Source organism: Pseudoduganella sp. UC29_106 (assembly GCF_044055365.1).
GTDB lineage: Bacteria > Pseudomonadota > Gammaproteobacteria > Burkholderiales > Burkholderiaceae_D > Rugamonas.
In genome coordinates this window covers 6,730,625-6,757,502 of record NZ_CP171977.1, presented here as the reverse complement: position 1 = coordinate 6,757,502, position 26,878 = coordinate 6,730,625, and the positions used below count along the sequence as shown (strand labels likewise).

Below are 26,878 nucleotides of genomic sequence, written 5' to 3'. Positions count from 1 at the left end.
ATGGCGCTCGAAGCTCAAATCCTCACTGGCTTGAAATGGACCGCTGGCGCGCGCTTTGGCGGCCAGATCCTGACCTGGGCCATTTCCATTCTCGTCATGCGCCTGCTGCAGCCGTCGGACTATGGCCTGGTGGCGATGGCTTCCGTGGCGCTGGTATTCCTGAATATGTTCGCCGAACTCGGGCTGGGCACTGCGCTGGTCCAGGCGGCTGAAGCGCGCAGGGACCAGTTGCGGCAGGCGCAGGGAATTTTCATCCTGTTGAACGTTGGCCTTTGCCTGTTGCTCAACCTGGGCGCGCCGGTGCTGGCGACCTTGTACGCCGAGCCGCGCCTGGAGCTGATCTTGCGTGCGTTGTCGCTGCAGTTCCTGGTCGTGCCCCTGGGCGTGATTTCCGACATCCAGTTGCAGCGCCAGCTCGAATACAAGCAGCGTTCCCTGATCGAACTGAGTTCCGCCGTCGTGACCAGTCTCTGCACCCTGGCGATGGCTTTTGCCGGGGCCGGAGTGTGGGCGCTGGTCTGGCCCAACCTCGTTGGCGCGCTGTGGCGGGCCGTGGTCCTGAATGTGGCGTCGCCGTTCCCCTATTGGCCTCAATTCCGGCTCAGAGGAATGCGCAGGCTGCTAACGTTTGGCGGCATTGTGACGCTGTCGCGTTTCCTGTGGACCTTTTTCACCCAGGTTGACGTCATGATCATTGGCCGGGTCCTGGGACGCGAAGTGCTGGGCTATTATTCCGTAGCCATGCACCTGGCAACCTTGCCCGTGCAACGCGTCACGGCCATCATCAACCAGGTCGGCTTCCCCGCGCTGGCCCGCATCCAGGAGGAGCGCCAGCTGTTGCGCAGCTATCTGCTGCGGGTGGTCGAGATGCTCAGCCTGATCGCCATCCCGGTCCTGTGGGGCATTTCGGCTACCTCCCGGGAGATCGTTCTGGTGTTGCTGGGCGCCGCATGGAGCGATGCCGCTTTCCCATTGCAGGCGTTGACGCTGGTGATGCCCTTCCGCACCCTGGTCGGCTTCCTGCCCACGGTGACGGATGCCATCGGACGTCCGGAAATCAGCATGCAAAATGTCATTCTCGGCACCGTGTGCATGCTGCCCGCCTTCTATGTCGGCAGCTTCTGGGGCATGGTCGGCGTGGCGATGGCCTGGCTGCTGGCATATCCCGTGGTGCTGCTGCTGAATGCACAGCGCATGCTGAAGGTGCTTGACCTGGCGCTGAAGGACCTGGGCCCGGCCGTGCTGCGTTCGGTTGCCTGCGGCGCTGTGATGTATCTGGCGGTGACGCTGGCGCGCCTAGCGCTGCTCGACGCCGTAGACAAGCGAGTGCAGCTCGTGGCCGAAGTTGTGGTAGGCGCGCTCGCTTATCTGGGTATGACCTGGAGCATCAACCGTGCGGCGTTGCAGGGTCTGTTCAAATTCTTGGGATGGAACAAATGAAATTCATCGCGACATGCGACGCGCAACTACCGCCTCTGGCGTGGTGTGCCTGGACCAGCGACGCCGGCGGTACGGTGTCGCTGCTGCACGGCCGCTGGGTTGAAGTGGGCGAGCATTTCTTTGTCGAGGGCGCGTGGAGTGGCGACTATGCGGCGGCGCGTCCTGATCTGTCGGAACTGGCGTTCGGCTCCGCCGGCGTGATCGCTGATGGCGTGCTGACCTTCGTCAGCAGTACCGCCACGACGGACTATCTGTACTACCGCGATTCGGCCGAGGGCCTGATCGTGTCGAATTCGCTGCCTTTCCTATTGGCGCGGCTGGATGAACTGCTGGATGCGCGCTGCGCGCATTATGGTGCCATTTGCGAGTCCATTACCCAGGGCATCGATGCCTACCAGGCGGAGATCCCGACGGCGCATGGAACAGTGCGCAGGCTGATGTTCCGCAACCTGGTCTGGGACGGCGCGGCGGTGCGCCTGGTCGACAAGCCGTCCGGCAAGCCCTTTTCCAATTATGAGGAATACGCCGCATACCTGCGCGGGCAATACGCGGCAGTCGCGGCCAATGCGAGGGCTGCCGAAAGGAAGCAGCCACTGCGCATCCTGTCGACGCAGTCGCGCGGCTACGATTCAACTGCCATAAATGCCCTGGCCGCGCCGTTCGGCGTGGACAAGGTGTTCACCATCTCCAAAGGCAAGGGCAAGGATTCCTTCGCGGAAGGCGACGCCGCCGTGCAGGTCAATGACGACGGCAGCGAAATCGCCGCGATCCTGAAAATGCCGTGCGTGGCACTGGAGCGGCGTCAGTTCGAAGAAGGCCTTCTGGACGAATACCTCTACTTTGCCGGCATCACCAATTGCGAAGACCTGAACTTCGCTGGAATGATGACGCACATCGACCAGCCTTCCCTGCTGCTGACCGGCACACTGGGCGAGATTTACTATAATCGCCGCAAGCACGAGGACATGTTCGGCCCCGGCAAAATCGGCCCGGAACTGCGGCGCGGCGACATTGGCGGCGGCCACGGGATGGGCGAAGTGCGCCTGCAGGTTGGGCTGGTGCAGGCGCCACTGATCTACGCCGGCGCGCGCCAGCGTGAATCCATTGTGGCGATCACGGAGTCGAGCGCGATGGATCCGTGGCGCCTGAACACTTCCTACGACCGCCCCATTGCGCGCCGGTTGGCGGAAGAAGCAGGCATCCCGCGGGAGGCATTCGGGCAGAAGAAAATGGCCAGTACGGTCGTCTATTCACGCCCGACCTTCCCGGTGGAGTCGGGCCTGAGCGCGGAGTTCCGGAGCTGGCTGGTGCAGCAGGGACTGTTGCGCCGCTGGCAAATTGCCCTGCTCCCGCTGGTGCACTGGCTGAATGCCCGCATCTGGTTCGCCTCGCCCAGCAAATACCTTCCGCTGTATTACTTCAAGCGCGCCTATCTGCGCTTCCGGGGACGCCATCTGCCCATGGTCTGGCAGCACCTGGACAGTGCGCTCTACTGTTTCTGTGTCAACCGCCGGAAAATGGACTACCAGACCGGCAACCTGAAGGATTATCGATGAGTATCTTCGCGGGGGCATTCAGCCGGCAACCCGGCGTGCCCGTTTCCCAGGCGCTGCGTGAGGCGCTGAAACAGAACGTGTCCCGCTTCCCGGGCGAAGAAGTCGCCTTGTACGGCGACGATCGCTGCTACCTGGCCTATGTTGACCTGGGCGCTTTCGACGGCGAGGGCGTGCTGCAGCAGGCAGGCTTGCTGACGGCGGTGGCGGGCGAAGCGCTGCTGCGCGATGGCGACAATGTCCCTGGCTGGAACCGCACGCGCGAGCTCGAAGTGCTGCAGGCTGCGCTGCTGGCGGGCGATTACGGCAAGCTGACGCAATGCTGCGGCACCTTTTGCGGCATGCAGTACGACGCCGCCAGCGGAGTGCTTTCCCTGTTCAGCGACCGCGTGGGCGTTCGCCCGCTGTACGTCTGGACCAGCCCCGAACTGGTGGTGTTTTCGACCGCCATGCGCGTGCTGGAAGAGGTGGAGCTGTTGCGCAAGGAGCTCGACGTGCGCGGCGTCAGCGAGATTGCGGCCTTCCATTACCCGCTGTCCGACCGCACGCCTTACCGCAATATCCGCATGCTGAACGGCAGCGAAGTGATGTGCATTTCGGCAGCCGATGTGCAGTGCCATGCCTATGCCCGCTGGACCGAGGAGAAGCCGGCGCGGCCCTATGAGCAGCTGGTGCAGGATGGCTACGATGCCTTTATCCGCGCGCTGCGCCGGCGTCACCGCGGCAACGCCGAAGCGGCAGCCTTCCTGAGCGGCGGGCTGGATTCGCGCGCCATCGTCGGCGGTCTGCGCGCGTTGGGCACTGAAGTCGATACCATCAACTTCGCACCGGAAGCGACGCAGGACCGCGTCTTCGCCAAACTGGTCGCGGACCTGTTGCACACGCACCACGACGAACTCTCGACCGATATGCGCCTGAGCAAGCGCAAGGAGATCGTGCAGGAGTGGATGGAAACGCGCTTCGGGGACGGCGCACGCCCCCGCACCATGTGGTCGGGCGACGGCGGCAGTGTGTCGCTGGGCCTGGTCTACATGAATCCGCAAATCGTCGCGGACATGGAGCGCGGCCAGGTGGAGCAGGCCGTGCTGCGTTTTAACAGCGGACTGCCAGGCCGCGTGCTGGCGCGTACGGTGCGCAGCAAGCTTGAAAGAATGCCCCTGCAGGGCGCTGTGGAGGAAATTGCCGCAGCGGGCGCAGACCACGAACCGGCACGCGCCTTCCACCTGTTCCTGATGGCGAATGACCAGCGGCGCCACATGGTGCAGCATTTCGAGGACCTGGATATCGAGCGCATCGAATTCCAGCTGCCCTTCTTCGACGGCGAATTCCTGGAGGTCGTGCTGTCCGGCCCCTGTGTGCCTTTCCTGGGCCACGCCTATTACATGGACTGGCTGGATAAATTCCCCAACAAGCTGGCGTCCGTGCCGTGGCAGGCATATCCGGGCCATGTGCAATGCACCTTGCCGATGCCGGAAGGCCTGGGTTACCAGTGGGAGGGCGGCTACTTCGCCCATGAGATGATTGCGCAGCAGATCCAGCGCCGCATTGAGCGCGCGCGCAGCCTGCTGGCGGACCAGCCTTTCCCGCGCCACCTGATCAGCCGCACCGTGCTGCACGCGGCAACCTGGGTTACGCGCATGGGCTGGCGCGACTACTCGTACCTGCTCGAGACGGCGTCCACCTTCCACAAATACTGGTCGATCTGCGGCCGCACGGTGAACGCGCCGCGCATCTAGCCTTCCTGGTCCGGCTTGCCCTTGCGCAGGCGCCGCAGCAGCGCCTCGGTCTGTTCGTTCAGGGGCAGGCCGTGGCGCCGCAGCAGCTGGATATGCAGGACCATGTTTTCCAGCACCAGCTTGGCCGCCACTGCCAGCAAGGTGAGACGGCGGTCTTCCTCGGTGAATCCGTCCATGGCATCGGCCATTTCGCACAGGTGGCTGGCCACCAGGCTGCGCAATTCATCCTCCTGGAAGGGGAGGTCGGCGAAATCGATCGGATCTTCCTGTTCCACTTCCTGCATCAGCACTTCGAGATCTTGCTGGGTAATTCGCATGCATGGCTCCGGTGGGTTCGCCCGCCTTCATTTTAGCGCTAGAATCTGGCGCATGGCGCAGATCATCTTCACCCAGCAACTGGCCCGCTTCCTGCCCGTTCCCACACTGGACACGCAGGCGGCCACCTTGCGCGCGGCCCTGGATGGCGCCTTCGCGGACAATCCCCGCCTCGGCGCCTATGTGCTGGACGACCAGGGCTGTCTGCGCGAGAACGTCGTCATCTTCATCGACGGCAAACGCAGCCGCGACCGCAAGACGCTGGACGACCCGCTGCAATCCGGTTCGAAGATCTATATTTTGCAGGCACTTTCAGGAGGCTGACATGGCAGACCGCGCGTATGTGGCGACCCGCAAGGGTTTGTTCGAACTGGCACACCGCAGTGGCGCATGGGCCATCGCGGACAAGCACTTCTACGGCGAACCCGTATCCATGGTGCTGCACGATAAGCGCGACGGCGCCCTGTACGCCGCCCTGAACCTGGGCCACTTCGGCACCAAGCTGCACCGGCGCGATGCCGGCAGCAGCGAGTGGAAGGAAGTCGGCGTGCCGGTCTATCCGCCCAAGCCGGAAGACAGCGAAGACAAGACCGAATGGACGCTGAAGCAGATCTGGTCCCTGGAAGCGGGCGGGCCGGACCAGCCGGGCGTGCTGTGGGCGGGCACGCTTCCTGGTGGCCTGTTTCGCTCGAATGACCGCGGTGAAACCTGGCAGCTGATCGAGTCGCTGTGGAATGACGAATCCCGCCCGAAGTGGTTCGGCGGCGGCTACGATGTACCAGGCATCCACAGCATCTGCGTCGATCCGCGCGACAGCAACTCGCTGCTGGTGGGCATATCCTGCGGCGGCGCGTGGCTCACGCGCGACGGCGGCGAAACCTGGGACCTGCGCACCAAGGGCATGGCCGCCCGCTATATGCCGCCGGAAATGCAGGATGCGGGCGAAGTGCAGGACCCGCACCGCATCGTCCGTAGCGCAGCCGATCCCGATGTGCTGTGGTGCCAGCATCACTGCGGCATCTGGCATTCAACGGACAATGCCGCCAGCTGGGCCGAGGTGGAAGCGCCTGGGGTCCAGTTTCGGCTTCGCGGTGGCCGTGCACCCACAGGATGGCCGCACCGCCTGGTTCGCGCCGGCCGTGGCGGACCAGCAGCGTGTGCCGGTCGACGCGGCGCTCGCCGTCAACCGCACGAAGGATGGCGGGGCCACTTTCAGCGTGTCGCGCGAGGGGCTGCCGCAGCAGCATTGCTATGACCTGGTGTACCGCCATGGCCTGGCGGTGGCCGACGATGGCAAGACGCTGCTGATGGCGTCCACCACCGGCGGATGCTGGCTGTCGGGCGACAGCGGCGAGCATTGGCAGACGATTTCGACTTCCTTGCCGCCGGTGTATGCGGTGAGGTTTGCCTGACGCACCATGTGCCGTCGTGGCGCGTAGGGCGGATCGGATGGGGGCGCCGAGCCCCGCCGGGCGTTCAGGCGCCGAAGTAACCGAGGAACATGTCGACGGCAGTCGTGACCAGGGCTGCCTGCTGGCTGTCGTCCAGCGGCGGCTGGCCCATCGCCACCTGGGGCCAGAACGCAAAACTCTTCAGCAATCCCTGCAGCATCATGGCCATGAATTGCGTATCGCCCGGCTTCAGCTTGCCGTCCGCCTGGGCGGCGCGCACGAAGATAGACACGCCTTCCTCCTTGCTGCCCAGCTTGGCAACCATGTCCAGCGCCCGCTGCGGCGCATGGATCGCTTCCGCGATCGCCACCCGCGCCATGTCCAGGAAGTAGGGGTCGCGCAGCAGCAGCATTTTCTGTTGCATCAGTTCCAGCAATTGCTCGCGCAGCGGCCGGCCGGGCTGATAGACGATGGCGTTGAGGGCAGCGCTGCAATTCCACAGCTCGATCAGGATCTGCTCGAACAGCTCATCCTTGGAAGGGAAATGGTTGTAGACAGTGCGCTTTGAGACGCAGGCAGCCGCGGCGATGCGGTCCATGCTGGTGGCTTCGAAACCGTTGGCGCGAAATTCCCGCAGCGCCGCCTCGACGATGGCGGCGCGTTTGCGGTCGGTCATTTTTTCGTTCATGAATTAATTTTACACCGGGGAGTTTACTTTTCCCAAAACAGAAACTACACTGTGTAGTGTACTTTTCACAAAGGGAGCTCCCATGACCAGCCTGACTCTGAATCGTCCGACCCTGATGCCATCGCTGCGCAGTGGGCGCAAATTCCGCAACGCGGCGCGCATGCGCAAGATGGGTGTGGGCGAAACGCTGAAGATCATGTGGAAGGTCCTGTTCAGCAAGCCGGACGACGCCGAACCCCGTTACGAAATATCGGTGCGAGCGCTCACTAGCGCAGAATTGATTGCTGCGCCTGATAACACCGTCTACCGCCTGGGCCATTCCACGGTGCTGCTCAAGCTGAATAATCAGTTCTGGCTGACCGATCCCGTGTTTTCCGAGCGTGCCTCGCCGGTGCAGTGGGCCGGCCCGTCGCGCTTCCACCAGCCGCCGATCGGCATCGAGGAGCTGCCGCCGATCAAGGGTGTGATCCTGTCGCACAACCACTACGACCACCTGGACCAGGCCGCCGTGCTCAAGCTGGCCGCCAAGACCGAGCACTTCATCGCGCCGCTGGGTGTGGGCGACACCCTGGTCAAATGGGGCGTGCCGGCCGAGAAAGTGCGGCAGCTGGACTGGTGGCAGAGCACGGTCGTCGGCGGCCTGGCCCTGACCGCCACCCCGGCGCAGCACTTTTCCGGCCGCACGCCGTTCGACGGCAATGAAACGCTGTGGTCCTCGTGGGTGATCGACACCGGCAGCTACCGCATCTTCTTCAGCGGCGATTCCGGCTATTTCAAGGGCTTCAAGGAAATCGGCGACCAGTTTGGTCCCTTCGACCTGACGCTGATGGAAACCGGCGCCTACGACCCGATGTGGCCGGATGTTCACATGCAGCCCGAGGAAACCATGCTGGCGCACCTGGATTTGCGCGGCAAGGTCCTGATGCCTATCCACAACGGCACCTTCGACCTGGCCATGCACAGCTGGCACGATCCCTTCGAGCGCATCACGGCGCTGGCCGCCGAACATGAACAAGTGCTGGCCACGCCGGCCATCGGCGAACCCCTGAGCGTGGCCGCCCCTGCCGCTGCCCAGCCATGGTGGCGCGACCACGAGTAGGACGCTACAATGGGCCGCATAATTACTTTTTTGATAATTCATGCGCGCCCAACTCCTGTTGTCGCTGGCATGCGTGTCCGCTTGCTTCTCCGCCTTGGCGCAAGCTGACCGCACTTCTGATCCCGTCCGCCAGAAAACCATCACCGCCGACCTGAACACCTGCGCCAAGCCTGTCTGGCCGCAGGAATCCTTGCGCCGCGAAGAAACCGGCAAGGTTACGCTGGCCTTCCTCATCGGTCTCGATGGCACGGTACTGGAATCGAAGGTATTGGCATCGAGCGGCCATCCGCTGCTCGACCTGGCCGCGCGCGATGGCCTGGAAAAGTGCAGGTTCACGCCGCCGCCCCAGGTCGGCCGCACCCAGCCGCAATGGACGAAGATGCAGTATGTGTGGACGCTGGCGCCTACCGATCCGGAAAAACGCGCCGCCGAGCGCGCGAAAATCCTGTCCGCTGCCGGGCAGGGCGATGCGGAAGCCCAGTACAAGGCGGCCGGCATTTATCTGACCGGACCGGACAAGAACGTCGAACTGGGCATGTCGCTGCTGCGCAAGTCCGCCGAGCAGGGCCACGGCGGCGCCGCGGAAGCGCTGGGGGCGTGGCTGATGTCCGGCCAGTCTGGGGCCGGAGACCCCACCGAGGCCGAAGCCTGGCTGCGCAAGGCCGCCGAAGCAGGCACGGCCCGCGCGCAGCACGCGCTGGCGACGCTTTTGCGGCGCAATGGCGACCGGGACGCCTCAACGGCATGGCTGCGCAAGTCGGCCAGTCAGGGGTATGGCCCTGCACAAGCCGAGCTGGGCGCGCAATTGCTGGCCGACGATGCCACGGTGGCGGAAGCGGTCACCCTGCTGCAGGCGTCTGCCGACCAGCACGTGCGGCATGGCCAGTACATGCTTGGCATATGCTACGAGCTCGGTCTGGGGCTGATGCAGGACCGCAAGAAGGCTCGGGAACTTTATGAGCGCGCTGCCGCCGGCGGCTCGACGGGCGCGCAAATGGCGCTCGATCGGATGAAGGCGGCAGGCGGCTGAGGTCGCCCTTATGCCACTTCGTTGATCAATTGGCCGATCGTCTGGCCCAGCGCATTGACCGTGGGCGGCTTCGGCTGCAGCGTGGAAGGAACCTGGATATCGATGGCGCGGTCGAGGCGGGGCGCGGTCGGCAGTGGCGTGGCGGCTGCTTCGGCCTTGACGGTGTCGCGCTGGGTGCGGTTCAGGTTCTGGTTTTCCTGGTCAAGGCGCGCGCGGCTGTCGTCCAGGCGGTCTTCGTCGCGCGCCACTTGCGCGCGGCTATCCTGGACCTTGCGCTCTGCAAGGGCCACGGCACTCTGCAACGAGTTCAGGGAAGTCAGGGCAAACACATCTCACCTCGCAAGTAACCTTTCATAAAGGCACCAATGTAAGGGTAGGTGATGTTTGTTGAGATTGCAACAAAAAAGGGCAGCACGGCCTTGGACTCCGCGCTGCCCCGAGGGGGTGCTACAAGGAACAGAAATCGTTTAGAAGCGGAACATCACCGATGCTTCCCAGGTGCGGCCGAACAGCGGACGGGCGTTGATCGGACCGGTATTGCCCGTGGTCAGACGCGAGTTACCTTCGGTCAGGCCCAGTTCGTTCGACAGGTTGGTGCCGGACAGGCGCAGCTCGATCTTCTCGCCAATCGAGAACAGCGCACCCAGGTCGTAGGTCTTATAGGACGGCAGGTATTGCAGGTTGGCCTGGTCCGCCCAGCGCGCACCGATGTGGGTGAAGGTGCCGTACAGTTTCAGCGAGTTCTCGCCCATCGGGATGCGGTAGGTCGGCGTGAAGCGGTACTGCAGCCTCGGCTGACGCTGTACGCGCTTGCCTTCGGTCAGCGGATTATCCTTGTACTTCGAATCCTGCCAGTCGCCGCTCAGGGTCAGGGTCAGGTCGCGGATCGGGCGCACGGCCAGTTCCCATTCCACACCGTCGCCCTTGGAGCCGGACACGGAATTCAGGATCGTGCCATTGGCCAGGATCTGCTGGAAGGCGATGCCCTCGAAGTCCGTGTGGAAGTAGTTGATATAGGCGCTGTACAGCTGGCTCGCGGTCTTGAAGCCGATCTCGTACTGCTTGATCTTCGGCGTCGGCAGGAAGCTGCGGTCATCCACCTTGGCCTGGGTGCCGGCATTGCGCAGGTCATCGAACGCGACGAAGGTATGGCCCTGGTTGGCGCGCACGAACACGCTCATGTCCTTGGCCAGCTTGTAGTTGCCGCCCAGGGTGAAGGAGTTGGCCGAGTCGGTGCGGGTCAGCGAAGTGTTCGAGCCATTCGGCATCGAGGTATTGTTGTTGTAGACGGTCAGCGGGTTGTTGTCGGTATCGCCGCTGCTCAGGTTGGAAATGGTGGCATCGATCTTCTGGCGCTCGCGGCGCACGCCGCCATCCACCTTGATGCGGTCGTTGACCTTCCATTCGTTGGCGATAAAGAAGGCGGTGTTGCTGCCGTCATAGGACGCCACCGGCGCATAGAACACGCCGCCATCCTTGCCGTTCTGCGACACGATCACGCCATTGTTCAGCTTGACGTTGATCAGGCGCGCGTTCGGCACGGCCGTCATCAGGTGGCTGTTGCCGAGGTACCAAACGTCGTCCGAGGAATAGTTGGCGAAGTAGCCGCCCACGGTCACGGTGTTGTCCTTCATCCACTCCTTGCTGACGCGGATTTCGTCGGTGAAGGATTTCAGCTTTTTCTCCACGGCCCACAGGCCGGCCTGTACCACCTGCTGGTCGCCCGAAACCGGCGTGCCGTCCAGGTAGGTCGCGGTGGCGACGGTGCCGCCATTCGCTTTCAACGCCGCGGCGTTGTACTCGGACATCTTCAGCGGGTTATTACCGGTAAACATGGCGATGGTGTTCAGGTCGCCATCGAAGTAGTTGAACTTGTTGGACACGCTCCAGCCCGAGATATTCTGCTCGAATTCGGCGCCGAGCACGGTGGACTTCAGGCCGCGGCCATCGCCCAGGTCGTAGTTCAGGGTCTTGCCCGGCCCGGCTTCCACTGTAAAGCGGCGCATTTCGCGGCTCATCAGCGTGCCGGTCAGCGGATCGAAGCCGGGGAATTCGGAAATAGTGCGGCCTTCATTGCTGGAAACCAGGGGGACGCCGGTATAGAAGGCGTTCTTGTCGTCGGTGCGGCGGGCGTAGAAGGTCAGCTCGCCCTGGTCCAGCTTGCGGGTCAGGGTGGCGGTGATCTGGCCGCCCTTGTCGGCCGGGAAGCCGGCGTCGCGCACGCCATTGGTGTTGCGGTAGAAGCCGCCCACGGTGCCGTACCAGCCTTCGCTGATCTTGCCGCCGTAGAACACGTCAACGCGGCGCAGTTCGCCGGTGCCGGTGGTGAAGCGGATCGAGCCTTCCGGCGTGTCCGAACCCTTCTTCAGGATGAAGTTCATGGTCGCGCCCGGCTGACCGCTGGAGAAGATGGTGCTCGGGCCGCCGCGCAGCACTTCCACGCGCTCGATGGTGTCGTCCAGGCGGAAGGCCGAGGAACCTTCGAAGAAGGAGAGCGTCGGTACCGGATAGATCGGGTTGCCCTGCATTTGCACGGACACGAAAGGCGAGTCGGAACCCGATGGGAAGCCGCGCACCTCGATATTGGCGCCGGACTGGCCGCCTGTGGCTTCCGCGTACACACCCGGCACCAGCTTCAGCACGTCGGCGGTGCTGGACGGGGAGGCGGACTTCAGCTGCTCTTCAGTGGCAGTCGTGATCGAAAACGCGGAATCGAGCTTGCGTACACCGCCCGCCGAAGCGACACCCGTCACCACCACCTGCTGGATCTCGGACTGCACTTCCTTGGTCGGTGCTTCGGACTGGACTTGAGGGGCTTGTTCCTGCGCCTGCGCTTGGTTGATCAGGGTCAGGACGGCAAGAGAAATCGAGGAAAGCAACAGCTTGTTTTGCGCGGTCTTCATGTGGCGTCTCTTCTTTCGTGTTATGTGTTTGGCTCCAAGGCTTGGTCATTGAAACAAGAAATGACATCGATGTCAATCGAAATGATATCGATGTCATTCTTTGCGACAAAACGAAAAACGGTCAAAAAAACCTGTCATAATGCTTTCGCCGAATTGTTTCCCAACTGAGTGATTGATGGCTGTGAGTAAAACTATGGAAGACCTCGCCAAGCTGGCCGGGGTCTCGAAAATCACTGTGTCCCGTGCGCTGCGCGACAGTCCGCTCGTCACGGAGGAAACACGACAGAAGGTGCGCGCCATCGCGGAAGCGCAGGGCTACCGCTTCAATGTCAGCGCCCGCAACCTGCGCATGGGGCGTTCCTACTCGGTGGCGGTTGTTGTGGAAATGACACCCGCCAAGGGCCGGCCGATGTCCGATCCCTATCCGATGGAATTGCTGGGCGGTATCACGCAAGAGCTGACCACATCCGGCTACAGCGTGGTGCTGACCTCCAAGCAGTTGCTGGACACGGCCCCCGTGCAAGGCGCCGACGGCCTGATCCTGCTGGGCCAGGGCTCCCACGGTGAAGCCGTGAAAACCCTGCAAAAGACCAAGCTGCCACTGGTGGTCTGGGGCGCGCCGGAAAACGGTTCGGACACCATCGTGGTCGGCAGCGACAACCGCAAGGGCGGCGCCAGTGTGGCCCAGCGCTTTATCGAGCTGGGGCGCAAGAAGCTGGTCTTCCTTGGCGACGTCGACCATGCGGAAGTGCAGGAACGCTGCGCCGGCTTCATCGATGCGATGGGCGGACAGGGCACGGTACACATCATCCGCCCCAAGGCTTTTACCTTCGAGGCGGGCTTCGACTGTATTTCAGCCTTGCTGAAGAAGAAAGGCCAGACCTTCGACGGCGTATTTGCCGCCAGCGACTTATTGGCGATGGGTGCGATCCGTGCACTGGCCGAACGTAACCTGCGGGTGCCGGAGATTGTTTCCGTCATCGGCTATGACGACACGCCGGGCGCGGCCAGTTTTGTGCCGCCGCTGACCAGCGTGCACCAGTATCTGCGCGACGGCGGCGTGCTGCTGGCAAAGAAGATGCTCGACCTGATGAATGGCAAGCCGGTGGCGTCGGAAACCCTGCCCACCACGCTGACTGTGCGCCAGACCTGATCCCCTGACGAATGTAATGACGATAACGACGCGGCGCGAATCCAAACCGGTTTGAGTCGCGAAAAAGGACGAAGATGCCACATACTTATCCACTAGACGCCTGGTGTATCCGCGAAACCTCCTTCGACACGGCCTCGAATTTCCTCGATGAGACCCTGTTCGCCCTCGGCAATGGCTACATCGGCCTGCGGGGCACACTGGAGGAGGGCTATGGCGGCCCGGCCGGCACTTCGCTGGATGGCAGCTACCTGAACGGCTTCTATGAATCCGAGCCCATCACCTATCCCGAAGCCGCATTCGCGCTGGCGAAAACCAATCAGTTCATGCTGAATGTGCCGAACGCCAAAGGCGTCAGCCTGTGGCTGGAAGGCGAGCGCTTCGACATGCTGGCGGGCCAGGTGGAAAACTATGAGCGCAAGCTGGACTTCCGTACCGGCGTTCTGGAGCGTTCTCTGGTGTGGACCTCGCCGCAGGGCCGCCGCGCCGCGATCCGCAGCCGGCGCCTGGTCAGCTTCGCCAACAAGCATTTGTTCGCGATCGAGTTTGCCGTCACGCCGCTGAATTTTTCGGGCAAGGTGGAAGTGCTGTCGTCCATCGATGGCGCGGTGAAGAACCAGGAAGCCGGTGATGATCCACGCGTGGGTTCCGCTGTGTCCGGCCCGGCGTTGCACCTGCTGGGCGCGGATCTGGAGCCGCATTACAGTGCGCTGCTGCAACGCACGCTCAACAGCGGCTTCATGCTGGTAAGCGCCGCGCTGACCGAAGTGAGCGTCCCGCACGAGCAGGGCGCAGCACAGGATGGCCTGCGCCTTGAACAAATCTACATGGTGCCGGCGCAGCAGGATGTCGAAATCCGCCTCACCAAATTTGGCAGCTATTACAGCTCGCGCGACTACGCGGAGAGTGAGCTGGCGGCCCGCAGCCGCCAGACACTGCAGGCCGCGCAAGCCGCCGGTTTCGAAGCGCTGGTTGCCGAGCAGGCCGCCTATCTGGCCGACTTCTGGGCCCAGGCTGATGTCGAAATCGCCGGCGACGACGCGCTCCAGCAAGGCATCCGCTTCAATCAGTTCCACCTGCTGCAGTCGGTCGGCCGCGACGGCAGGACCAATATCTCCGCAAAGGGCGTGACGGGCGAAGGCTACGAAGGCCACTATTTCTGGGACACGGAGATCTACATCTTCCCCTTCTTCCTGTACAACAAACCCGAAATCGCGCGCAAGCTGCTGGAATACCGCTATGCCGGCCTGCCGTTCGCGCGCGAGCGTGCCCGCCAGATGTCGCATGCCAAGGGTGCACTCTACCCATGGCGCACCATCGCGGGCGAAGAGTGCTCAGCCTATTTCCCGGCCGGCACCGCGCAGTACCACATCAACGCCGACATCGCTTATTCCATCAAGCTGTACATGGAAGCGACCGGCGACGAGTCCTATCTGCTGCAGTATGGCGCCGAGATCGTGATGGAAACGGCGCGTATCTGGACCGGCATCGGCAGCTACAACCGCGAAGGCCGCTTCGTCATCAACGAAGTCACCGGCCCCGATGAATACACGGCCCTGGTGAACAACAACTACTACACCAATGCGATGGCGCAGATGCACCTGAACTTTGCCGCGTCCATCGCCGAGCACCTGGCGGCGCAGCAGCCCGAGGCATTCGCACGCATCGCCGCCGCCGTGCAGCTGAATGCCAACGAGCCTGCCGAATGGCGCCGTGCCGCGCAGCTGATGCTGCTGCCCTACGATGAAACGCTGAAAATCCACGAGCAGGACGACAGCTTCCTGTCCAGGAAAGTGTGGGATTTCGCCAACACGCCGAAGGAAAATTATCCGCTCTTGCTGAACTATCACCCGATGGTGATCTACCGCCACCAGGTCTGCAAGCAGGCTGACGTGGTGCTGGCGCTGCTGCTCCTGAGCGATCAGTTCACGCTGGAAGACAAGAAGCGCGACTTCGACTACTACGAGGCGGTGACCACCCACGACTCCTCGCTCAGCTCCTGCATCTTCAGCATCATCGCGTCCGAAGTGGGCTATCACGACAAGGCCTACGAATACTTCATGGAGACTGCACGCCTGGACCTGGACGACACCCACGGCAACACCCACTACGGCGTGCACACTGCCGCAATGGCGGGCACCTGGATGGGCGTCGCCTACGGCTTTGCAGGCATGCGCGTGGTGGAAGGCGAGGTGCGTTTCGCGCCCACGCTGCCGGCGCAGTGGCAGCACTATCAGTTCCGCATCCATTTGCACGGCTGCCTGCTGCAGGTGCGCGTCAGCGCGGGCAAGACCGAATACAAGCTGCTGCACGGCGACGTGCTGGCCTTCACCCACCGCGGCGACCGTGTTGAAGTCACCGCCTCGTCGCCCGTCAAGGAGCTGCCATGAGCACATTCAAAGCCGTGATCTTCGACCTCGATGGCGTGATCACCGATACCGCCCGCTATCACTACCTGGCCTGGAAGCGCCTGGCCGAATCGCAGGGCGTGCATTTCGACGAAGCCTTCAACGAGCACCTGAAAGGCATCGACCGCATGGGCTCACTGGAATTGATCCTCGCTTCTTCGCCGCGCAAATACACGCAGGATGAAAAGCTGGCGCTGGCCCACGAGAAGAATGAGCACTACAAGGAGTTGATCGCCACCATGTCGCCGGCCGACCTGCTGCCTGGCGCGCTCGAGGCGCTGGACGAATGCCGCGCTGCGGGCCTCAGGATCGGGCTGGCCTCCGTCAGCAAGAATGCCTTCACGGTGCTGGAAATGCTGGGCATCACGGACAAATTCGATTACGTGGTCGATGCCGCGAAGATCGAGCGCGGCAAGCCCGACCCCGAAATCTTCCTGAAAGCCGCATCCGAGCTGGGTGTATCGCCGGCCGACTGCCTGGGCGTAGAGGACGCCGTGGCTGGCGTGGCGTCGATCAAGTCTGCCGGCATGTGGGCCCTGGGCATCGGCGACCCGGCAGTGTTGCAGCAGGCTGACAGGGTGATCCCCAGCCTGGCGCACTTCGAGCTGCAGGACTACTAAAAAACCATAACAATAATAAAGACGGAGACATTAATGAAAAACCAGCGCGTCCTCTACATCCTGTTCCTGATCTATTTCAATTTTGCGATCCTGCTGAACAGCGTGGGCACGGTAATCCTGCAGGTCATCAACAACTACGAAGTGAGCAAGTCGGCCGCCAGTGTGCTGGAAGGCTTCAAGGACTTGCCGATCGCGGTGGTGTCCTTCCTGGTGGCGTCCTTCCTGCCGCGCCTGGGCTACAAGCGCGCCATGCTGACCGGTCTTGCCATCGTGACGGTGGCCTGCCTCGCGATGCCGATGGCGCCGGGCTTCCTGACCACCAAGCTGCTCTTCCTGTCGGTCGGCGTTTCCTTCGCGCTGGTGAAGGTGTCGGTCTACTCCACGCTGGGCCTGATCGCCCAGGACCGCCGCCAGCATGCCGGCATCATGAACACGCTGGAAGGCTTTTTCATGGTGGGCGTGCTGTGCGCCTACTGGGTGTTCAGCTTCTTCATCGATTCCGCCAATCCGAAATCGCAAAGCTGGCTGCATGTGTACTGGGTGCTGGCGGCCCTGTGCGCGCTGACCTTCGTTCTGCTGCTGACGACCGAATTCGACGAGCACCTCGCCGTAGCGCCCGAGCAGCGCAGCCTGGCACAGGATTTTGCCGCCATGCTGAAGCTGTTCTTCAAGCCGCTGGTGTGCGTCTTCATCATCACGGCCTTCCTGTATGTGCTGATCGAGCAGAGCGTCGGTACCTGGCTGCCGACCTTCAATAACGAGATCCTGAAGCTGCCGGCGGCGATGAGTGTGCAGGTGACGTCGATCTTCGCAGCCTGCCTTGCGCTGGGCCGCCTGTCGGCCGGTGTGCTGATGCGCCGCATGAACTGGTATCCGGTAATGAATGTCTGCCTGGTCGGCATGGGCGTGATCGTGCTGGTGGCGCTGCCGCTGACGCATGACGTGGCCCTCGATCCCAATGTGAGCTGGGGCAGCGCGCCGCTGGCCGCCTTCCTGTTCCCGCTGATTGGCCTGTTCATGGCGCCCGTCTACCCCGGCATCAATTCCGTGATGCTGTCGTCGCTGCCCAAGCACCAGCACTCGGCGATGACCGGCCTGCTGGTGATCTTCTCGGCACTGGGCGGTACCACGGGCTCGCTGATCACCGGCTATGTGTTTGGCGCCTTCAGTGGCCATACGGCCTTCTACCTGACGCTGGTGCCGATCTCGGTGGTGCTGGTGACGCTGTACTTCTTCAAACGGGCGGTGGATGGCACGGACGATGGGTTGAACGCGTCCGCTATAATTTCCTGATGAACCTCAAGCGCCTCGCCGATCAGCTCGGAATGTCCAAGACCACCGTCAGCCGCGCGCTGAACGGTTACCCCGAAGTCAGTCCCCTCACGCGTGAGCGCGTGCTGAAGGCGGCGCAGGAAGCAGGCTACCAGGCCAATCCGATGGCGCGCAGCCTGGCGGTGGGGCGCAGCAATGTGCTGGGCATTATCTATCCGCTGCTGCCGGCCGACCTGGGCGACGCCATGTTCCTGGACGTGGTGGGCGGCATGGCCGCAGCACTCGAAGCGCGCAAGATGAACCTGATCATCGCGCCGGTGTCGCCGTCGAACGAGATGCCGTCCTATGAGCAGATGGTGCGCGGCAAGCGGGTGGACGGCCTGGTAGTCAGTCGCACGCTGGTGCACGATCCCCGTATCGCCTACCTTGCCCAAGCCGGCTTCCCCTTCGTGGCGCACGGCCGCACCCAGATCGACGCGCCTTACGCCTGGTTCGACTACGACAATGAGGCAGGCATCCGCATGGCCGTGGAGCGCCTGCTGTCCTTCGGCCACCAGCGCATCGCCATGGTCAGCGCGCCGCTGCAAATGAATTTCGCTGCCCAGCGCCGCGCGAGCTTCCTCGCCACGCTGGCCGGCGCCGGCCTGGCCTGCGACCCGCGCTTCCTGGCCGAAGCCAGCATCGACCGCCGCAGCGGCTACACGGCCATGCAGCAACTGCTGGCCTGCAGCCCGCGCCCGACCGCCGTCATCGTCGACAACCACCTGGCCGGCGTTGGCGCCGTGCGCGCCCTGCTCGATGCCGGCATCCGTATTGGCGAAGATATTTCCCTCATCGTCTGGGGCAGCATGGCCGACGCCCTCTCCGACATCGACGTCACCACCATCGACCAGCCCAACGCCGCTGCCGCCGGTGCAAAAATGGCCGGCATGCTGCAGGCGCTGGTCGAAGGGGCACCTGCGGAATCGCTGCAGGTATTGTGGCAGCCGGCGCTGCTGCAGGGGGCGACTATGGGAAGGCCAGGATCAGGCGGTTGATGTAGCGGTCGAACGGCGGCCAGCCGCGGTAGGGCTGGGGTTCGTAGACGTAGGCGTAGCTGCGGAACAGGGAATACTGGATCTGCAGCATCAGGCGCGGCTTGTCGGCGGGGCGGGAGCCTTTGTGGATGCCGGCGGTGTCCACCGCGAAGCCGGAGCCGCGGCTGCCGGTGGCGACGATCAGCTTGTCCTTGCCGTATTGCTGCGCGATTTCGCTGTCGCTCTGCACGCGCAGCCGCATCGACGCCTTGGTCAGGTGTGTGCCGCGCACATAGACATGGGGGCCGTCGCCGGGGCCGACATCGGTCAGGTAGACCAGCACTTTCAGGTAACGCCAGTCTTCCGAGTCGCGGTGGAAGGTTTGCAGGTCGCTGCGCGTTTCCTGGACGGGGAAGGACCAGCGCAGGCCGAGCTGGGAAATCGTGGGTTTGCAGCCGATATAGCTGGACGCCAGCTGCAGCAGCTTGCGGTCGTTGGCCAGTTCCAGGATGTGCGGGCAGCCGACGATGTCGCGCAGGCTGTATTCGGCTATCCGGGCATCGGGTGGGGCTTCGCTGATGATATAGCCGGAAGCGCCGTCGCCGCGGCCGGTCAGCGGCTTGTCCGCAAAATAGCGGTGGATGTCGCCGCACTGCGCTTCCGAGAGCAGGGGGCCAAGCGGGGAATAGCCATCGGAGCGGAGGGTATCGAGCAGCTGGCGCTGCGTAGGCGTGGCGGCGCCGGCCGCTGTGCCGCCGCCCCTGCGCATGCGAACCCAGTTGCGGAAGGCGCGGATGCACAGGCGGCGCAGGCGTGGCGACACGACAATGCGCTGCAGGTAGTAAAGGAAGCTGTTGACGGGCCGGAAGCCCTGTCCCGGGGTAAGTCGCGCGTATTTCATTTTGGTCCCTCACGGAGGCCACGTGGCTCAATGAGGTTAGCCAGCCGTTACCGGATGGTATTGACCAAAATCAATCGCTACAATTGATCATGTACTAGTGGCGGCGGACCGCCACTTTCCGCGTCACTTTCGATTACATATTGCGGCGATACTGGCCTCCCACCTCGAACAGCGCGGTCGTGATCTGGCCCAGCGAGCAGACGCGGGCGGCGTCCATCAGTTTGGCGAACACGTTCTCGTTGTCGATGGCGGCCTTCTGCAGCGCGGCCAAGGCGGCAGGCGCCTTGTCGGCATTACGGGCGTGGAACTCTTCCAGGCGCGTCAGCTGCGACTGCTTCTCATCGTCGGTGGAACGGGCCAGTTCGATGGTGGCCGGCGCTTCCGAACCTTTCGGGTTGCGGAAGGTGTTCACGCCGATGATCGGCAGCGAGCCGTCGTGCTTCTTGTGCTCGTACAGCAGGGACTCTTCCTGGATCTTGCCGCGCTGGTAGCCGGTTTCCATCGCGCCCAGCACCCCGCCACGCTCGGCGATGCGCTCGAACTCCTGCAGCACGGCTTCTTCCACCAGGTCGGTCAGTTCTTCGATGATGAAGGCGCCCTGGTTCGGGTTCTCGTTCTTCGCCAGGCCCCATTCGCGGTTGATGATCAGCTGGATCGCCAGCGCGCGGCGCACGGATTCATCGGTCGGCGTGGTGATCGCTTCATCATAGGCGTTGGTGTGCAGCGAGTTGCAGTTGTCGTAGATCGCGATCAGCGCCTGCAGCGTGGTGCGGATATCGTTGAAGTCGATCTCCTGCGCGTGCAGCGAACGGCCGGAAGTCTGGATGTGGTACTTGAGCTTCTGGCTGCGGTCGTTGGCGCCGTACTTGTCGCGCATGGTTACGCCCCAGATGCGGCGCGCTACGCGGCCGAGCACCGTGTATTCCGGATCCATGCCGTTCGAGAAGAAGAAGGACAGGTTCGGTGCGAAGTCGTCGATGTGCATGCCGCGCGCCAGGTAGGCTTCCACGAAGGTGAAGCCGTTCGACAGCGTGAACGCCAGCTGCGAAATCGGATTCGCACCCGCTTCGGCAATGTGGTAGCCGGAAATAGACACGGAATAGAAATTGCGCACCTGGTGGTGCACGAAGTATTCCTGGATATCGCCCATTACCTTCAGCGAGAACTCGGTCGAGAAGATGCAGGTGTTCTGGCCCTGGTCTTCCTTCAGGATGTCCGCCTGCACGGTGCCGCGCACGTTCTGCAGCACCCAGTCCTTGATTTTCTGGAACTCGTCGTCGCTCGGCTGGCGCTTGTTCTCTTCAACGAATTTTGCAACCTGCTGGTCGATGGCGGTGTTCATGAACATCGCCAGGATGGTCGGCGCCGGACCGTTGATGGTCATCGATACCGAGGTGCTCGGGCTGCACAGATTGAAGCCGTCGTACAGCACCTTCATATCGTCCAGCGTGGCGATCGACACGCCGGAGTTGCCGACCTTGCCGTAGATGTCCGGACGGATGGCCGGGTCGGCGCCGTACAGCGTGACGGAGTCGAACGCGGTGGACAGGCGCTTCGCGTCCATGCCGGTGGAAACCAGCTTGAAGCGGCGGTTGGTGCGGAAGGCATCGCCTTCGCCCGCGAACATGCGGGTCGGATCTTCGCCTTCGCGCTTGAAGGCAAACACGCCGGCCGTGAACGGGAAGGAGCCCGGCACGTTTTCCAGCATCAGCCAGCGCAGCAGCTCGCCGTGGTCCTCGAACTTCGGCAGCGAAACCTTGCGGATCTTGGTGCCGGACAGCGTCTGCTGCACCAGGCCCGTGCGGATTTCCTTGTCGCGGATCTTCACCACGTATTCGTCGCCGGAGTAGGCGGCCTGCATGTCCGGCCACATGGCCAGCAGCTTCTTGGCGCCCGCTTCCATCGCGTGATCGCGTTCGACGATCAGGTCATCGAAGTCCGCCACGGACTTGCCGGCCACCGCCAGCATGCGCTTGGATTCCTGCAGCTGCTGGCGTTCGCGCGCCAGCTTGACCTGCTTGTGCGTGTTCTTGTGGTAGCCGCGGACGGTGTCCGCAATCTCGGCCAGGTAGCGCGCGCGTGCCGGCGGCACGATCACGTTCTTGCCGGTGCTGAAGCGCACGTCCACCTGCGGCAGGATGCCGGCCTTGGTCTTCAGGCCCTTCTCGGCCAGCTTCGGCAGCAGCCCTTGGTACAGCGCGGTCACGCCATCGTCGTTGAAGCGGGAAGCCTGGGTGCCGAATACAGGCATTTCTTCCGGACGCTTCGCGAACAGTTCGCGGTTGCGCTGGTATTGCTTGGCCACGTCGCGCAGTGCGTCCTGCGCGCCCTTGCGGTCAAACTTGTTGATCGCGATGAAGTCCGCGAAGTCCAGCATATCGATTTTCTCCAGCTGGGAAGCGGCGCCGAATTCCGGCGTCATCACGTACATCGATACATCCACGTGCGGCACGATGGCCGCGTCGCCCTGGCCGATGCCGGAGGTTTCCACGATCACGATGTCAAAGCCGGCGACCTTGCACGCCGCGATCACGTCAGGCAGCGCCTGGGAAATCTCGGAGCCGGCTTCGCGGGTCGCCAGGGAGCGCATGAACACGCGCGCGTGGCCGGCCCACGGATTGATGGCGTTCATGCGGATACGGTCGCCCAGCAGTGCGCCGCCGGATTTGCGGCGCGACGGGTCGATCGAAATCACGGCGATGTTCAGTGCATCGCCCTGGTCCAGCCGAATGCGGCGGATTAGTTCATCGGTCAGCGAGGATTTGCCGGCGCCGCCGGTGCCGGTGATGCCCAGCGTCGGCACGGACAGACCTTCTGCCGCCTTGTGGATTTCCTTCACCAGCCTGGCGTCCGCCTTGCCGTTTTCCAGCGCGGTGATCAGCTGTGCCAGCGGACGGTGGCGCTGTTCGATGTCGCCATCCTTCAGCGGCTTGAGCGAAGTGGGGGAGTAGGTGGACAGGTCGATATCGCACTGCTGCACCATCCACTGGATCATGCCGGCCAGGCCCATGCGCTGGCCGTCTTCCGGGCTGAAGATGCGGGTCACGCCGTAGTCGTGCAGGTCCTTGATCTCGTGCGGCACGATCACGCCGCCGCCGCCGCCGAACACCTTGATGTGGGCGCCGCCGCGCTGGCGCAGCAGGTCGATCATGTATTTGAAGTATTCGACATGGCCGCCCTGGTAGCTGGAAATGGCGATGCCCTGCACGTCTTCCGCCAGGGCCGCGGTGACCACTTCGTCGACCGAGCGGTTGTGGCCCAGGTGGACCACTTCGGTGCCGTTGGACTGCAGGATGCGGCGCATGATGTTGATCGAGGCGTCGTGGCCGTCGAACAGGGAAGCGGCGGTCACAAAGCGGACTTTGTTCGCAGGCTTGTACTGTTCCGGCTCAGTGGCGAGTTTCTTGGCGGTGGCGAGATCGTTCATTGGGAATCCTTGGAACGGTAGATTTTTCATTATATGACGTTTACGTTAACGTCAAGTCAAGCTTTTAGAACCCAAGTCGTGAACCAAGTGTCTGCCACGATGTGGCAGACACTAGATTTACGCCGTTGGTTTTGATCAAGCGGCGTGAGCGTGCTTGCCGCCCTTGAACGCGGCCAGCATGCGCGATTTGTCGGCGTGATAAGTCTCCACTGCCTTCTCCTTCACATGGCCAAAGCCGCGCACTTTCTCCGGCAGCGCAGCCAGTGCCACGGCCTGCTCATGGTTATTGGCGTTCAGGCCAGCCAGCAGCTCGGCAACCAGCGCGCGGTACTCGGTAATCAGCGCACGCTCCATCTTACGCTCCGCGGTGTGGCCGAAGATATCCAGCGCTCCGCCGCGCAGGCCCTTGAATTTGGCCAGCAGCGTGAAGGCCTTCCACATCCACGAACCGTATTCCGCCTTGACCAGATGGCCCTTGGCATCCTTCTTCGCGAACAGCGGCGGCGCCAGGTTGAACTTCAGCGAGAAGTCGCCCTCGAACTGCTGCTTCAGCTGCTCGACGAAGCGGCCGTCCGTGTACAGGCGCGCCACTTCGTATTCATCCTTGTAGGACATCAGCTTGAACAGCGACTTCGCTACGGCGGTGGAGAGCTTGTTGCCCAGACCGAGCGCCGATTCCCTGGCGCGCACTTGCGACACCAGCTCCTCATAGGAAGCGGCATAAGCGGCGTCCTGGTAAGCGGTCAGGAAGTCCACGCGTTTCTTGATCACATTCTCCAACGATTGCGGCATCTGCACCACGATGGCCTGTGTCGGCGTAGCGGTCTTCTCCACGCGCTTCAGGTCCACGGCGGCGCGGCGGCCCCACAGGAAGCTCTTCTTGTTCGACTCCACGGCCACGCCATTCAGCTCGATGGCGCGCAGCAGGGCGCCTTCGCTCAGCGGGATGCGGCCGCGCTGCCAGGCGTAGCCCAGCATGAACAGATTGGCGGCAATCGAATCACCCATCAGGGCGGTAGCCAGCTTAGTCGCGTCGATGAAGTCGACTGCGCTTTCGCCGCCGGCCGATTCAGTGATCAGCGCCTTCACGTCGCCCACCGGATATTCCCAGTCGGCGTTCTGCGCAAAGGTGCCTGGCGGCTGCTCGTGCAGGTTGACCACGGCCAGGGTGCGGCCCGGACGCATCTTCGACACGGCATCGGCAGCGCCCGAAGTGAGCATGTCGCAGCCCAGGATCAGGTCCGCTTCGCCGGTGGCGATGCGTTGTGCGCGCAGGTGGGCCGGCGTACGGGCGATCTTCACATGCGACGTCACCGAGCCGTTCTTCTGCGACATGCCGGTCATGTCCAGCACGGAAGCGCCCTTGCCTTCCAGGTGGGCGGCCATGCCCATCAGCGCGCCGACGGTAATCACGCCGGTGCCGCCGATGCCATTGATCAGGATGTTGTATGGGTTCTCGCAGGCCGGCAGTGCAGGCTGCGGCAGGTCGCCCCAGTCATCGGTCTTCGCCACGCCGGTCCTGGACTTCTTCAGCGTGCCGCCTTCAACGGTCACGAAGGAAGGGCAGAAGCCCTTCGTGCAGCTGTAGTCCTTGTTGCAGGAAGACTGGTCGATGGTGCGCTTGCGGCCAAACTCGGTTTCCTTCGGCAGGATCGAGACGCAGTTGGACTGGATGCCGCAGTCGCCGCAGCCTTCGCACACGGCTTCGTTGATGACCATGCGCTTGTTCGGGTCCGGGAATTCGTTTTTCTTGCGGCGGCGGCGCTTCTCGGCGGCGCAGGTCTGGTCGTAGATGATGACCGTGCAGCCTGGCAGTTCACGCAGTTCGCGCTGCACCGCATCCATCTCCTTGCGGTCGTGCAGGGAAACGATGGCCGGCAGGGCCGAGCGGTCGGTATAGCGGGACAGGTCTTCCGTCACCAGCGCAATGCGCTTGATGCCTTCTGCAGCCATCTGCTGCGCGATCATCGGCACGGACACGGTGCCGTCCACCGGCTGGCCGCCCGTCATTGCCACGGCGTCGTTGTACAGGATCTTGTACGTGATGTTGACCTTTGCCGCCACGGCAGCGCGGATCGCCAGGTAGCCGGAGTGGAAGTAGGTGCCGTCGCCCAGGTTCTGGAACACGTGCGGCACTTTGGAGAACGCCGCCTGGCCGATCCACGGCGTGCCTTCGCCGCCCATATGGGTGGTCAGCTTGTTCATCTCCGGGTAGATCGAGGTTGCCATCACGTGGCAGCCGATGCCGGCCAGGGCGAAGGAGCCTTCCGGCACCTTGGTCGAGGTGTTGTGCGGGCAGCCGGAGCAATAGAAGGCGGGGCGGAATGGCGTCTCGATGGCCTTCTTCAGCACAGCGTCCTTCGCTTCCAGGAAGGTCAGGCGGTCCTTGATCTGGTCCTGGATATTGGTGTCGGCAATGTAGCGGGCGATGCGGCCGGCGATCACGCGCGCCACCTGGGACACGGAAAAGTCGGCCTTCGGTGGCAGCAGCCATTCGCCGCGCGGCGCCACCCATTCGCCCTTGTCGTCGAACTTGCCGATAATGTGCGGGCGCACGTCGTCGCGCCAGTTGTACAGCTGTTCCTTCAGCTGGTACTCGACGAACTGGCGCTTTTCTTCCACCACCAGGATCTCGTCCAGGCCCTGGGCGAATTCGCGCACCGAGTCCGGCTCCAGCGGCCATGGCATCGACACCTTGAACAGGCGCAGGCCGACCTTGGCGGCCATGTCTTCATCGATGCCCAGTTCTTCCAGCGCTTCCAGCACATCCAGGTAGGACTTGCCGGAGGCGATGATGCCCAGCTTGGCGTCCTTCGAATCGATGGTAGTGTGATTCAGCTTGTTCTCGCGCGCATAGGCCAGCGCTGCGTAGATCTTATAGTCCTGCATCAGGGCTTCCTGATTGCGCGCCTGCTGGCCCAGCGGAATGCTGGACAGGCGGGCATTCAGGCCACCTTCCGGCATCACGAAGTCCTGTGGAATCTTCACATCGACGCGGAACGGGTTCGCATCCACCGAAGCGCTCGATTCCACGGTGTCGGCCAGCGCCTTGAAGGCAACGGCGCAGCCGGAAAAGCGCGACATGGCCCAGCCGTGCACGCCCAGGTCCAGGTATTCCTGCACATTGCAGGGATACAGCACGGGGATCATGCAGGCCGAGAAGATGTGGTCGGATTGGTGGGGCAGGGTGGAGGAGTAAGCGCCGTGGTCGTCGCCGGCCACCAGCAGGATGCCGCCGTGCTTCGAGGTGCCGGCGTGGTTCATGTGCTTGAAGACGTCGCCGCAGCGGTCCACGCCCGGGCCCTTGCCGTACCACATGGCGAACACGCCGTCATATTTGGCCGGGCCGATCAGGTCAACCTGCTGCGAGCCCCAGACGGCCGTTGCCGCCAGGTCCTCGTTCACGCCCGGCACGAATTGCACATTGTGCGTTTCCAGGTGCTTTTTGGCTTTCCACAGGTTCTCGTCCAGGCCGCCCAGCGGCGAACCGCGGTAGCCGGAAATGAAACCGCCGGTGTTCAGGCCGTCTTTTTTGTCGCGCACTTGCTGCATCAGCGGCAGGCGGACCAGGGCTTGAATACCGGAGAGGAAGATTTTGCCGGAAGTGGCGGTGTACTTATCGTCGAGGCTGACGTTGCTCAGTGCAGGCGTGTTGCTGCCGTTCGCCGTGGTAGCGGACATGGTGGCTGTCTCCAAAATTCATGATTCGGTGCGTGTTCGGCTGCGGTAGGCGCCGGGTAGGCGCGTCCTTGCCTGGACACTGTGGCCGCGGGTTTGCGGCCCATCTCAGCATTCGAGTGTACGGTTTACTTTACGTATACGGAAATACGAATTGGGGATGGGGGTATAAGAAAAAACGATAGCCCAAGAGCAGGTGTCAGGCACCCCAATTGTTATGGTTCGACTAATCGCGCCGTAACAAATGGGGT

At 63.0% G+C, this 26,878-nt stretch carries 18 protein-coding genes and 1 pseudogene; 12 read left to right on the top strand and 7 right to left on the bottom strand.

The window, feature by feature from the left end:
* Genes ACHMW6_RS33570 through ACHMW6_RS33560 form a run of 3 tightly spaced genes read left to right on the top strand, consistent with a single transcriptional unit; the run spans window position 1 to window position 4,729 of the window.
* Complete coding sequence (locus ACHMW6_RS33570; protein ID WP_395403701.1) at window positions 1-1,440, top strand: lipopolysaccharide biosynthesis protein; 1,440 nt, start codon at window positions 1-3, stop codon at window positions 1,438-1,440.
* The gene (locus ACHMW6_RS33565; protein ID WP_395403699.1) at window positions 1,437-2,996 is read left to right on the top strand and encodes a hypothetical protein; all 1,560 of its coding nucleotides are present in this window, start codon (window positions 1,437-1,439) and stop codon (window positions 2,994-2,996) included. Before ACHMW6_RS33570 ends, ACHMW6_RS33565 begins: the two co-directional genes overlap by 4 nt.
* The gene (locus ACHMW6_RS33560) at window positions 2,993-4,729 is read left to right on the top strand and encodes an asparagine synthase-related protein (RefSeq protein ID WP_395403697.1); all 1,737 of its coding nucleotides are present in this window, start codon (window positions 2,993-2,995) and stop codon (window positions 4,727-4,729) included. The genes ACHMW6_RS33565 and ACHMW6_RS33560 overlap by 4 nt, the downstream gene beginning before the upstream one ends.
* Here ACHMW6_RS33560 and ACHMW6_RS33555 read toward each other — a convergent pair.
* The gene (locus tag ACHMW6_RS33555) at window positions 4,726-5,046 is read right to left on the bottom strand and encodes a hypothetical protein (RefSeq protein WP_395403695.1); all 321 of its coding nucleotides are present in this window, start codon (window positions 5,044-5,046) and stop codon (window positions 4,726-4,728) included. The genes ACHMW6_RS33560 and ACHMW6_RS33555 overlap by 4 nt on opposite strands.
* Window positions 5,047-5,098: 52 nt before the next feature.
* Between ACHMW6_RS33555 and ACHMW6_RS33550 the strand changes: the two genes are divergently transcribed.
* The gene (locus ACHMW6_RS33550) at window positions 5,099-5,368 is read left to right on the top strand and encodes a MoaD/ThiS family protein (protein ID WP_395403693.1); all 270 of its coding nucleotides are present in this window, start codon (window positions 5,099-5,101) and stop codon (window positions 5,366-5,368) included.
* A 1-nt stretch (window position 5,369) separates the two neighbouring features.
* Window positions 5,370-6,456: pseudogene (locus ACHMW6_RS33545) on the top strand (WD40/YVTN/BNR-like repeat-containing protein).
* A 64-nt stretch (window positions 6,457-6,520) separates the two neighbouring features.
* Here ACHMW6_RS33545 and ACHMW6_RS33540 read toward each other — a convergent pair.
* Window positions 6,521-7,111: a TetR/AcrR family transcriptional regulator gene (locus ACHMW6_RS33540; RefSeq protein ID WP_395403691.1), complete on the bottom strand. Its 591-nt coding sequence runs from the start codon at window positions 7,109-7,111 to the stop codon at window positions 6,521-6,523.
* 94 nt (window positions 7,112-7,205) lie between these two features.
* On the opposite strand from ACHMW6_RS33540, the gene ACHMW6_RS33535 reads away from it, so the two are divergent.
* Window positions 7,206-8,222 (top strand): MBL fold metallo-hydrolase, encoded by a 1,017-nt coding sequence (locus ACHMW6_RS33535; protein WP_395403689.1) that lies wholly within the window; start codon window positions 7,206-7,208, stop codon window positions 8,220-8,222.
* A gap of 40 nt (window positions 8,223-8,262) precedes the next feature.
* The gene (locus tag ACHMW6_RS33530; protein ID WP_395403688.1) at window positions 8,263-9,252 is read left to right on the top strand and encodes a TonB family protein; all 990 of its coding nucleotides are present in this window, start codon (window positions 8,263-8,265) and stop codon (window positions 9,250-9,252) included.
* An 8-nt stretch (window positions 9,253-9,260) separates the two neighbouring features.
* Here ACHMW6_RS33530 and ACHMW6_RS33525 read toward each other — a convergent pair whose 3' ends face one another.
* Entirely contained in the window at window positions 9,261-9,542 is a 282-nt protein-coding gene (locus ACHMW6_RS33525) for a hypothetical protein (protein WP_395403686.1), read from the bottom strand.
* 177 nt (window positions 9,543-9,719) lie between these two features.
* Window positions 9,720-12,155 (bottom strand): TonB-dependent receptor, encoded by a 2,436-nt coding sequence (locus ACHMW6_RS33520; RefSeq protein ID WP_395403684.1) that lies wholly within the window; start codon window positions 12,153-12,155, stop codon window positions 9,720-9,722.
* A 193-nt stretch (window positions 12,156-12,348) separates the two neighbouring features.
* Here ACHMW6_RS33520 and ACHMW6_RS33515 point away from each other — a divergent pair, with 193 nt between their 5' ends.
* The 5 genes from ACHMW6_RS33515 (at window position 12,349) to ACHMW6_RS33495 (ending at window position 18,642) form a co-directional block, all read left to right on the top strand.
* Window positions 12,349-13,308: a LacI family DNA-binding transcriptional regulator gene (locus ACHMW6_RS33515; protein ID WP_395403683.1), complete on the top strand. Its 960-nt coding sequence runs from the start codon at window positions 12,349-12,351 to the stop codon at window positions 13,306-13,308.
* A 74-nt stretch (window positions 13,309-13,382) separates the two neighbouring features.
* Window positions 13,383-15,695, top strand: a complete 2,313-nt coding sequence (locus tag ACHMW6_RS33510) for a glycoside hydrolase family 65 protein (protein ID WP_395403681.1) — start codon at window positions 13,383-13,385, stop codon at window positions 15,693-15,695.
* Window positions 15,692-16,333 carry a beta-phosphoglucomutase gene (gene pgmB, locus ACHMW6_RS33505; protein ID WP_395403679.1) on the top strand — a complete coding sequence of 214 codons (642 nt, stop codon included), beginning with the start codon at window positions 15,692-15,694 and terminating at the stop codon, window positions 16,331-16,333. Before ACHMW6_RS33510 ends, pgmB begins: the two co-directional genes overlap by 4 nt.
* Window positions 16,334-16,366: 33 nt before the next feature.
* Window positions 16,367-17,626, top strand: a complete 1,260-nt coding sequence (locus ACHMW6_RS33500; RefSeq protein WP_395403677.1) for an MFS transporter — start codon at window positions 16,367-16,369, stop codon at window positions 17,624-17,626.
* Entirely contained in the window at window positions 17,626-18,642 is a 1,017-nt protein-coding gene (locus ACHMW6_RS33495) for a substrate-binding domain-containing protein (protein ID WP_395403675.1), read from the top strand. Before ACHMW6_RS33500 ends, ACHMW6_RS33495 begins: the two co-directional genes overlap by 1 nt.
* Here the strand turns inward: ACHMW6_RS33495 and ACHMW6_RS33490 are convergent.
* The 3 genes from ACHMW6_RS33490 to ACHMW6_RS33480 all read right to left on the bottom strand — a co-directional run bounded on the left by ACHMW6_RS33490 (window position 18,614) and on the right by ACHMW6_RS33480 (window position 26,630).
* Window positions 18,614-19,522 (bottom strand): phytanoyl-CoA dioxygenase family protein, encoded by a 909-nt coding sequence (locus tag ACHMW6_RS33490; RefSeq protein WP_395403673.1) that lies wholly within the window; start codon window positions 19,520-19,522, stop codon window positions 18,614-18,616. The genes ACHMW6_RS33495 and ACHMW6_RS33490 overlap by 29 nt on opposite strands.
* 133 nt (window positions 19,523-19,655) lie before the next feature.
* Window positions 19,656-22,949, bottom strand: coding sequence for a fused isobutyryl-CoA mutase/GTPase IcmF (gene icmF / locus ACHMW6_RS33485; protein WP_395403671.1), 3,294 nt, complete (start codon window positions 22,947-22,949; stop codon window positions 19,656-19,658).
* A 135-nt stretch (window positions 22,950-23,084) separates the two neighbouring features.
* Complete coding sequence (locus ACHMW6_RS33480) at window positions 23,085-26,630, bottom strand: indolepyruvate ferredoxin oxidoreductase family protein (protein ID WP_395403669.1); 3,546 nt, start codon at window positions 26,628-26,630, stop codon at window positions 23,085-23,087.
* Window positions 26,631-26,878: the final 248 nt, after the last annotated feature.

Coding starts and splice junctions, on each gene's coding strand:
- ACHMW6_RS33490 (WP_395403673.1), bottom strand. CDS start 19,522: ATGAAATACGCGCGACTTACCCCGGGACAGGGCTTCCGGCCCGTCAAC.
- ACHMW6_RS33520 (WP_395403684.1), bottom strand. CDS start 12,155: ATGAAGACCGCGCAAAACAAGCTGTTGCTTTCCTCGATTTCTCTTGCC.
- ACHMW6_RS33555 (WP_395403695.1), bottom strand. CDS start 5,046: ATGCGAATTACCCAGCAAGATCTCGAAGTGCTGATGCAGGAAGTGGAA.
- icmF (WP_395403671.1), bottom strand. CDS start 22,949: ATGAACGATCTCGCCACCGCCAAGAAACTCGCCACTGAGCCGGAACAG.
- ACHMW6_RS33570 (WP_395403701.1), top strand. CDS start 1: ATGGCGCTCGAAGCTCAAATCCTCACTGGCTTGAAATGGACCGCTGGC.
- ACHMW6_RS33500 (WP_395403677.1), top strand. CDS start 16,367: ATGAAAAACCAGCGCGTCCTCTACATCCTGTTCCTGATCTATTTCAAT.
- ACHMW6_RS33510 (WP_395403681.1), top strand. CDS start 13,383: ATGCCACATACTTATCCACTAGACGCCTGGTGTATCCGCGAAACCTCC.
- ACHMW6_RS33535 (WP_395403689.1), top strand. CDS start 7,206: ATGACCAGCCTGACTCTGAATCGTCCGACCCTGATGCCATCGCTGCGC.
- ACHMW6_RS33565 (WP_395403699.1), top strand. CDS start 1,437: ATGAAATTCATCGCGACATGCGACGCGCAACTACCGCCTCTGGCGTGG.
- ACHMW6_RS33540 (WP_395403691.1), bottom strand. CDS start 7,111: ATGACCGACCGCAAACGCGCCGCCATCGTCGAGGCGGCGCTGCGGGAA.
- pgmB (WP_395403679.1), top strand. CDS start 15,692: ATGAGCACATTCAAAGCCGTGATCTTCGACCTCGATGGCGTGATCACC.
- ACHMW6_RS33480 (WP_395403669.1), bottom strand. CDS start 26,630: ATGTCCGCTACCACGGCGAACGGCAGCAACACGCCTGCACTGAGCAAC.
- ACHMW6_RS33530 (WP_395403688.1), top strand. CDS start 8,263: ATGCGCGCCCAACTCCTGTTGTCGCTGGCATGCGTGTCCGCTTGCTTC.
- ACHMW6_RS33560 (WP_395403697.1), top strand. CDS start 2,993: ATGAGTATCTTCGCGGGGGCATTCAGCCGGCAACCCGGCGTGCCCGTT.
- ACHMW6_RS33550 (WP_395403693.1), top strand. CDS start 5,099: ATGGCGCAGATCATCTTCACCCAGCAACTGGCCCGCTTCCTGCCCGTT.
- ACHMW6_RS33495 (WP_395403675.1), top strand. CDS start 17,626: ATGAACCTCAAGCGCCTCGCCGATCAGCTCGGAATGTCCAAGACCACC.
- ACHMW6_RS33515 (WP_395403683.1), top strand. CDS start 12,349: ATGGAAGACCTCGCCAAGCTGGCCGGGGTCTCGAAAATCACTGTGTCC.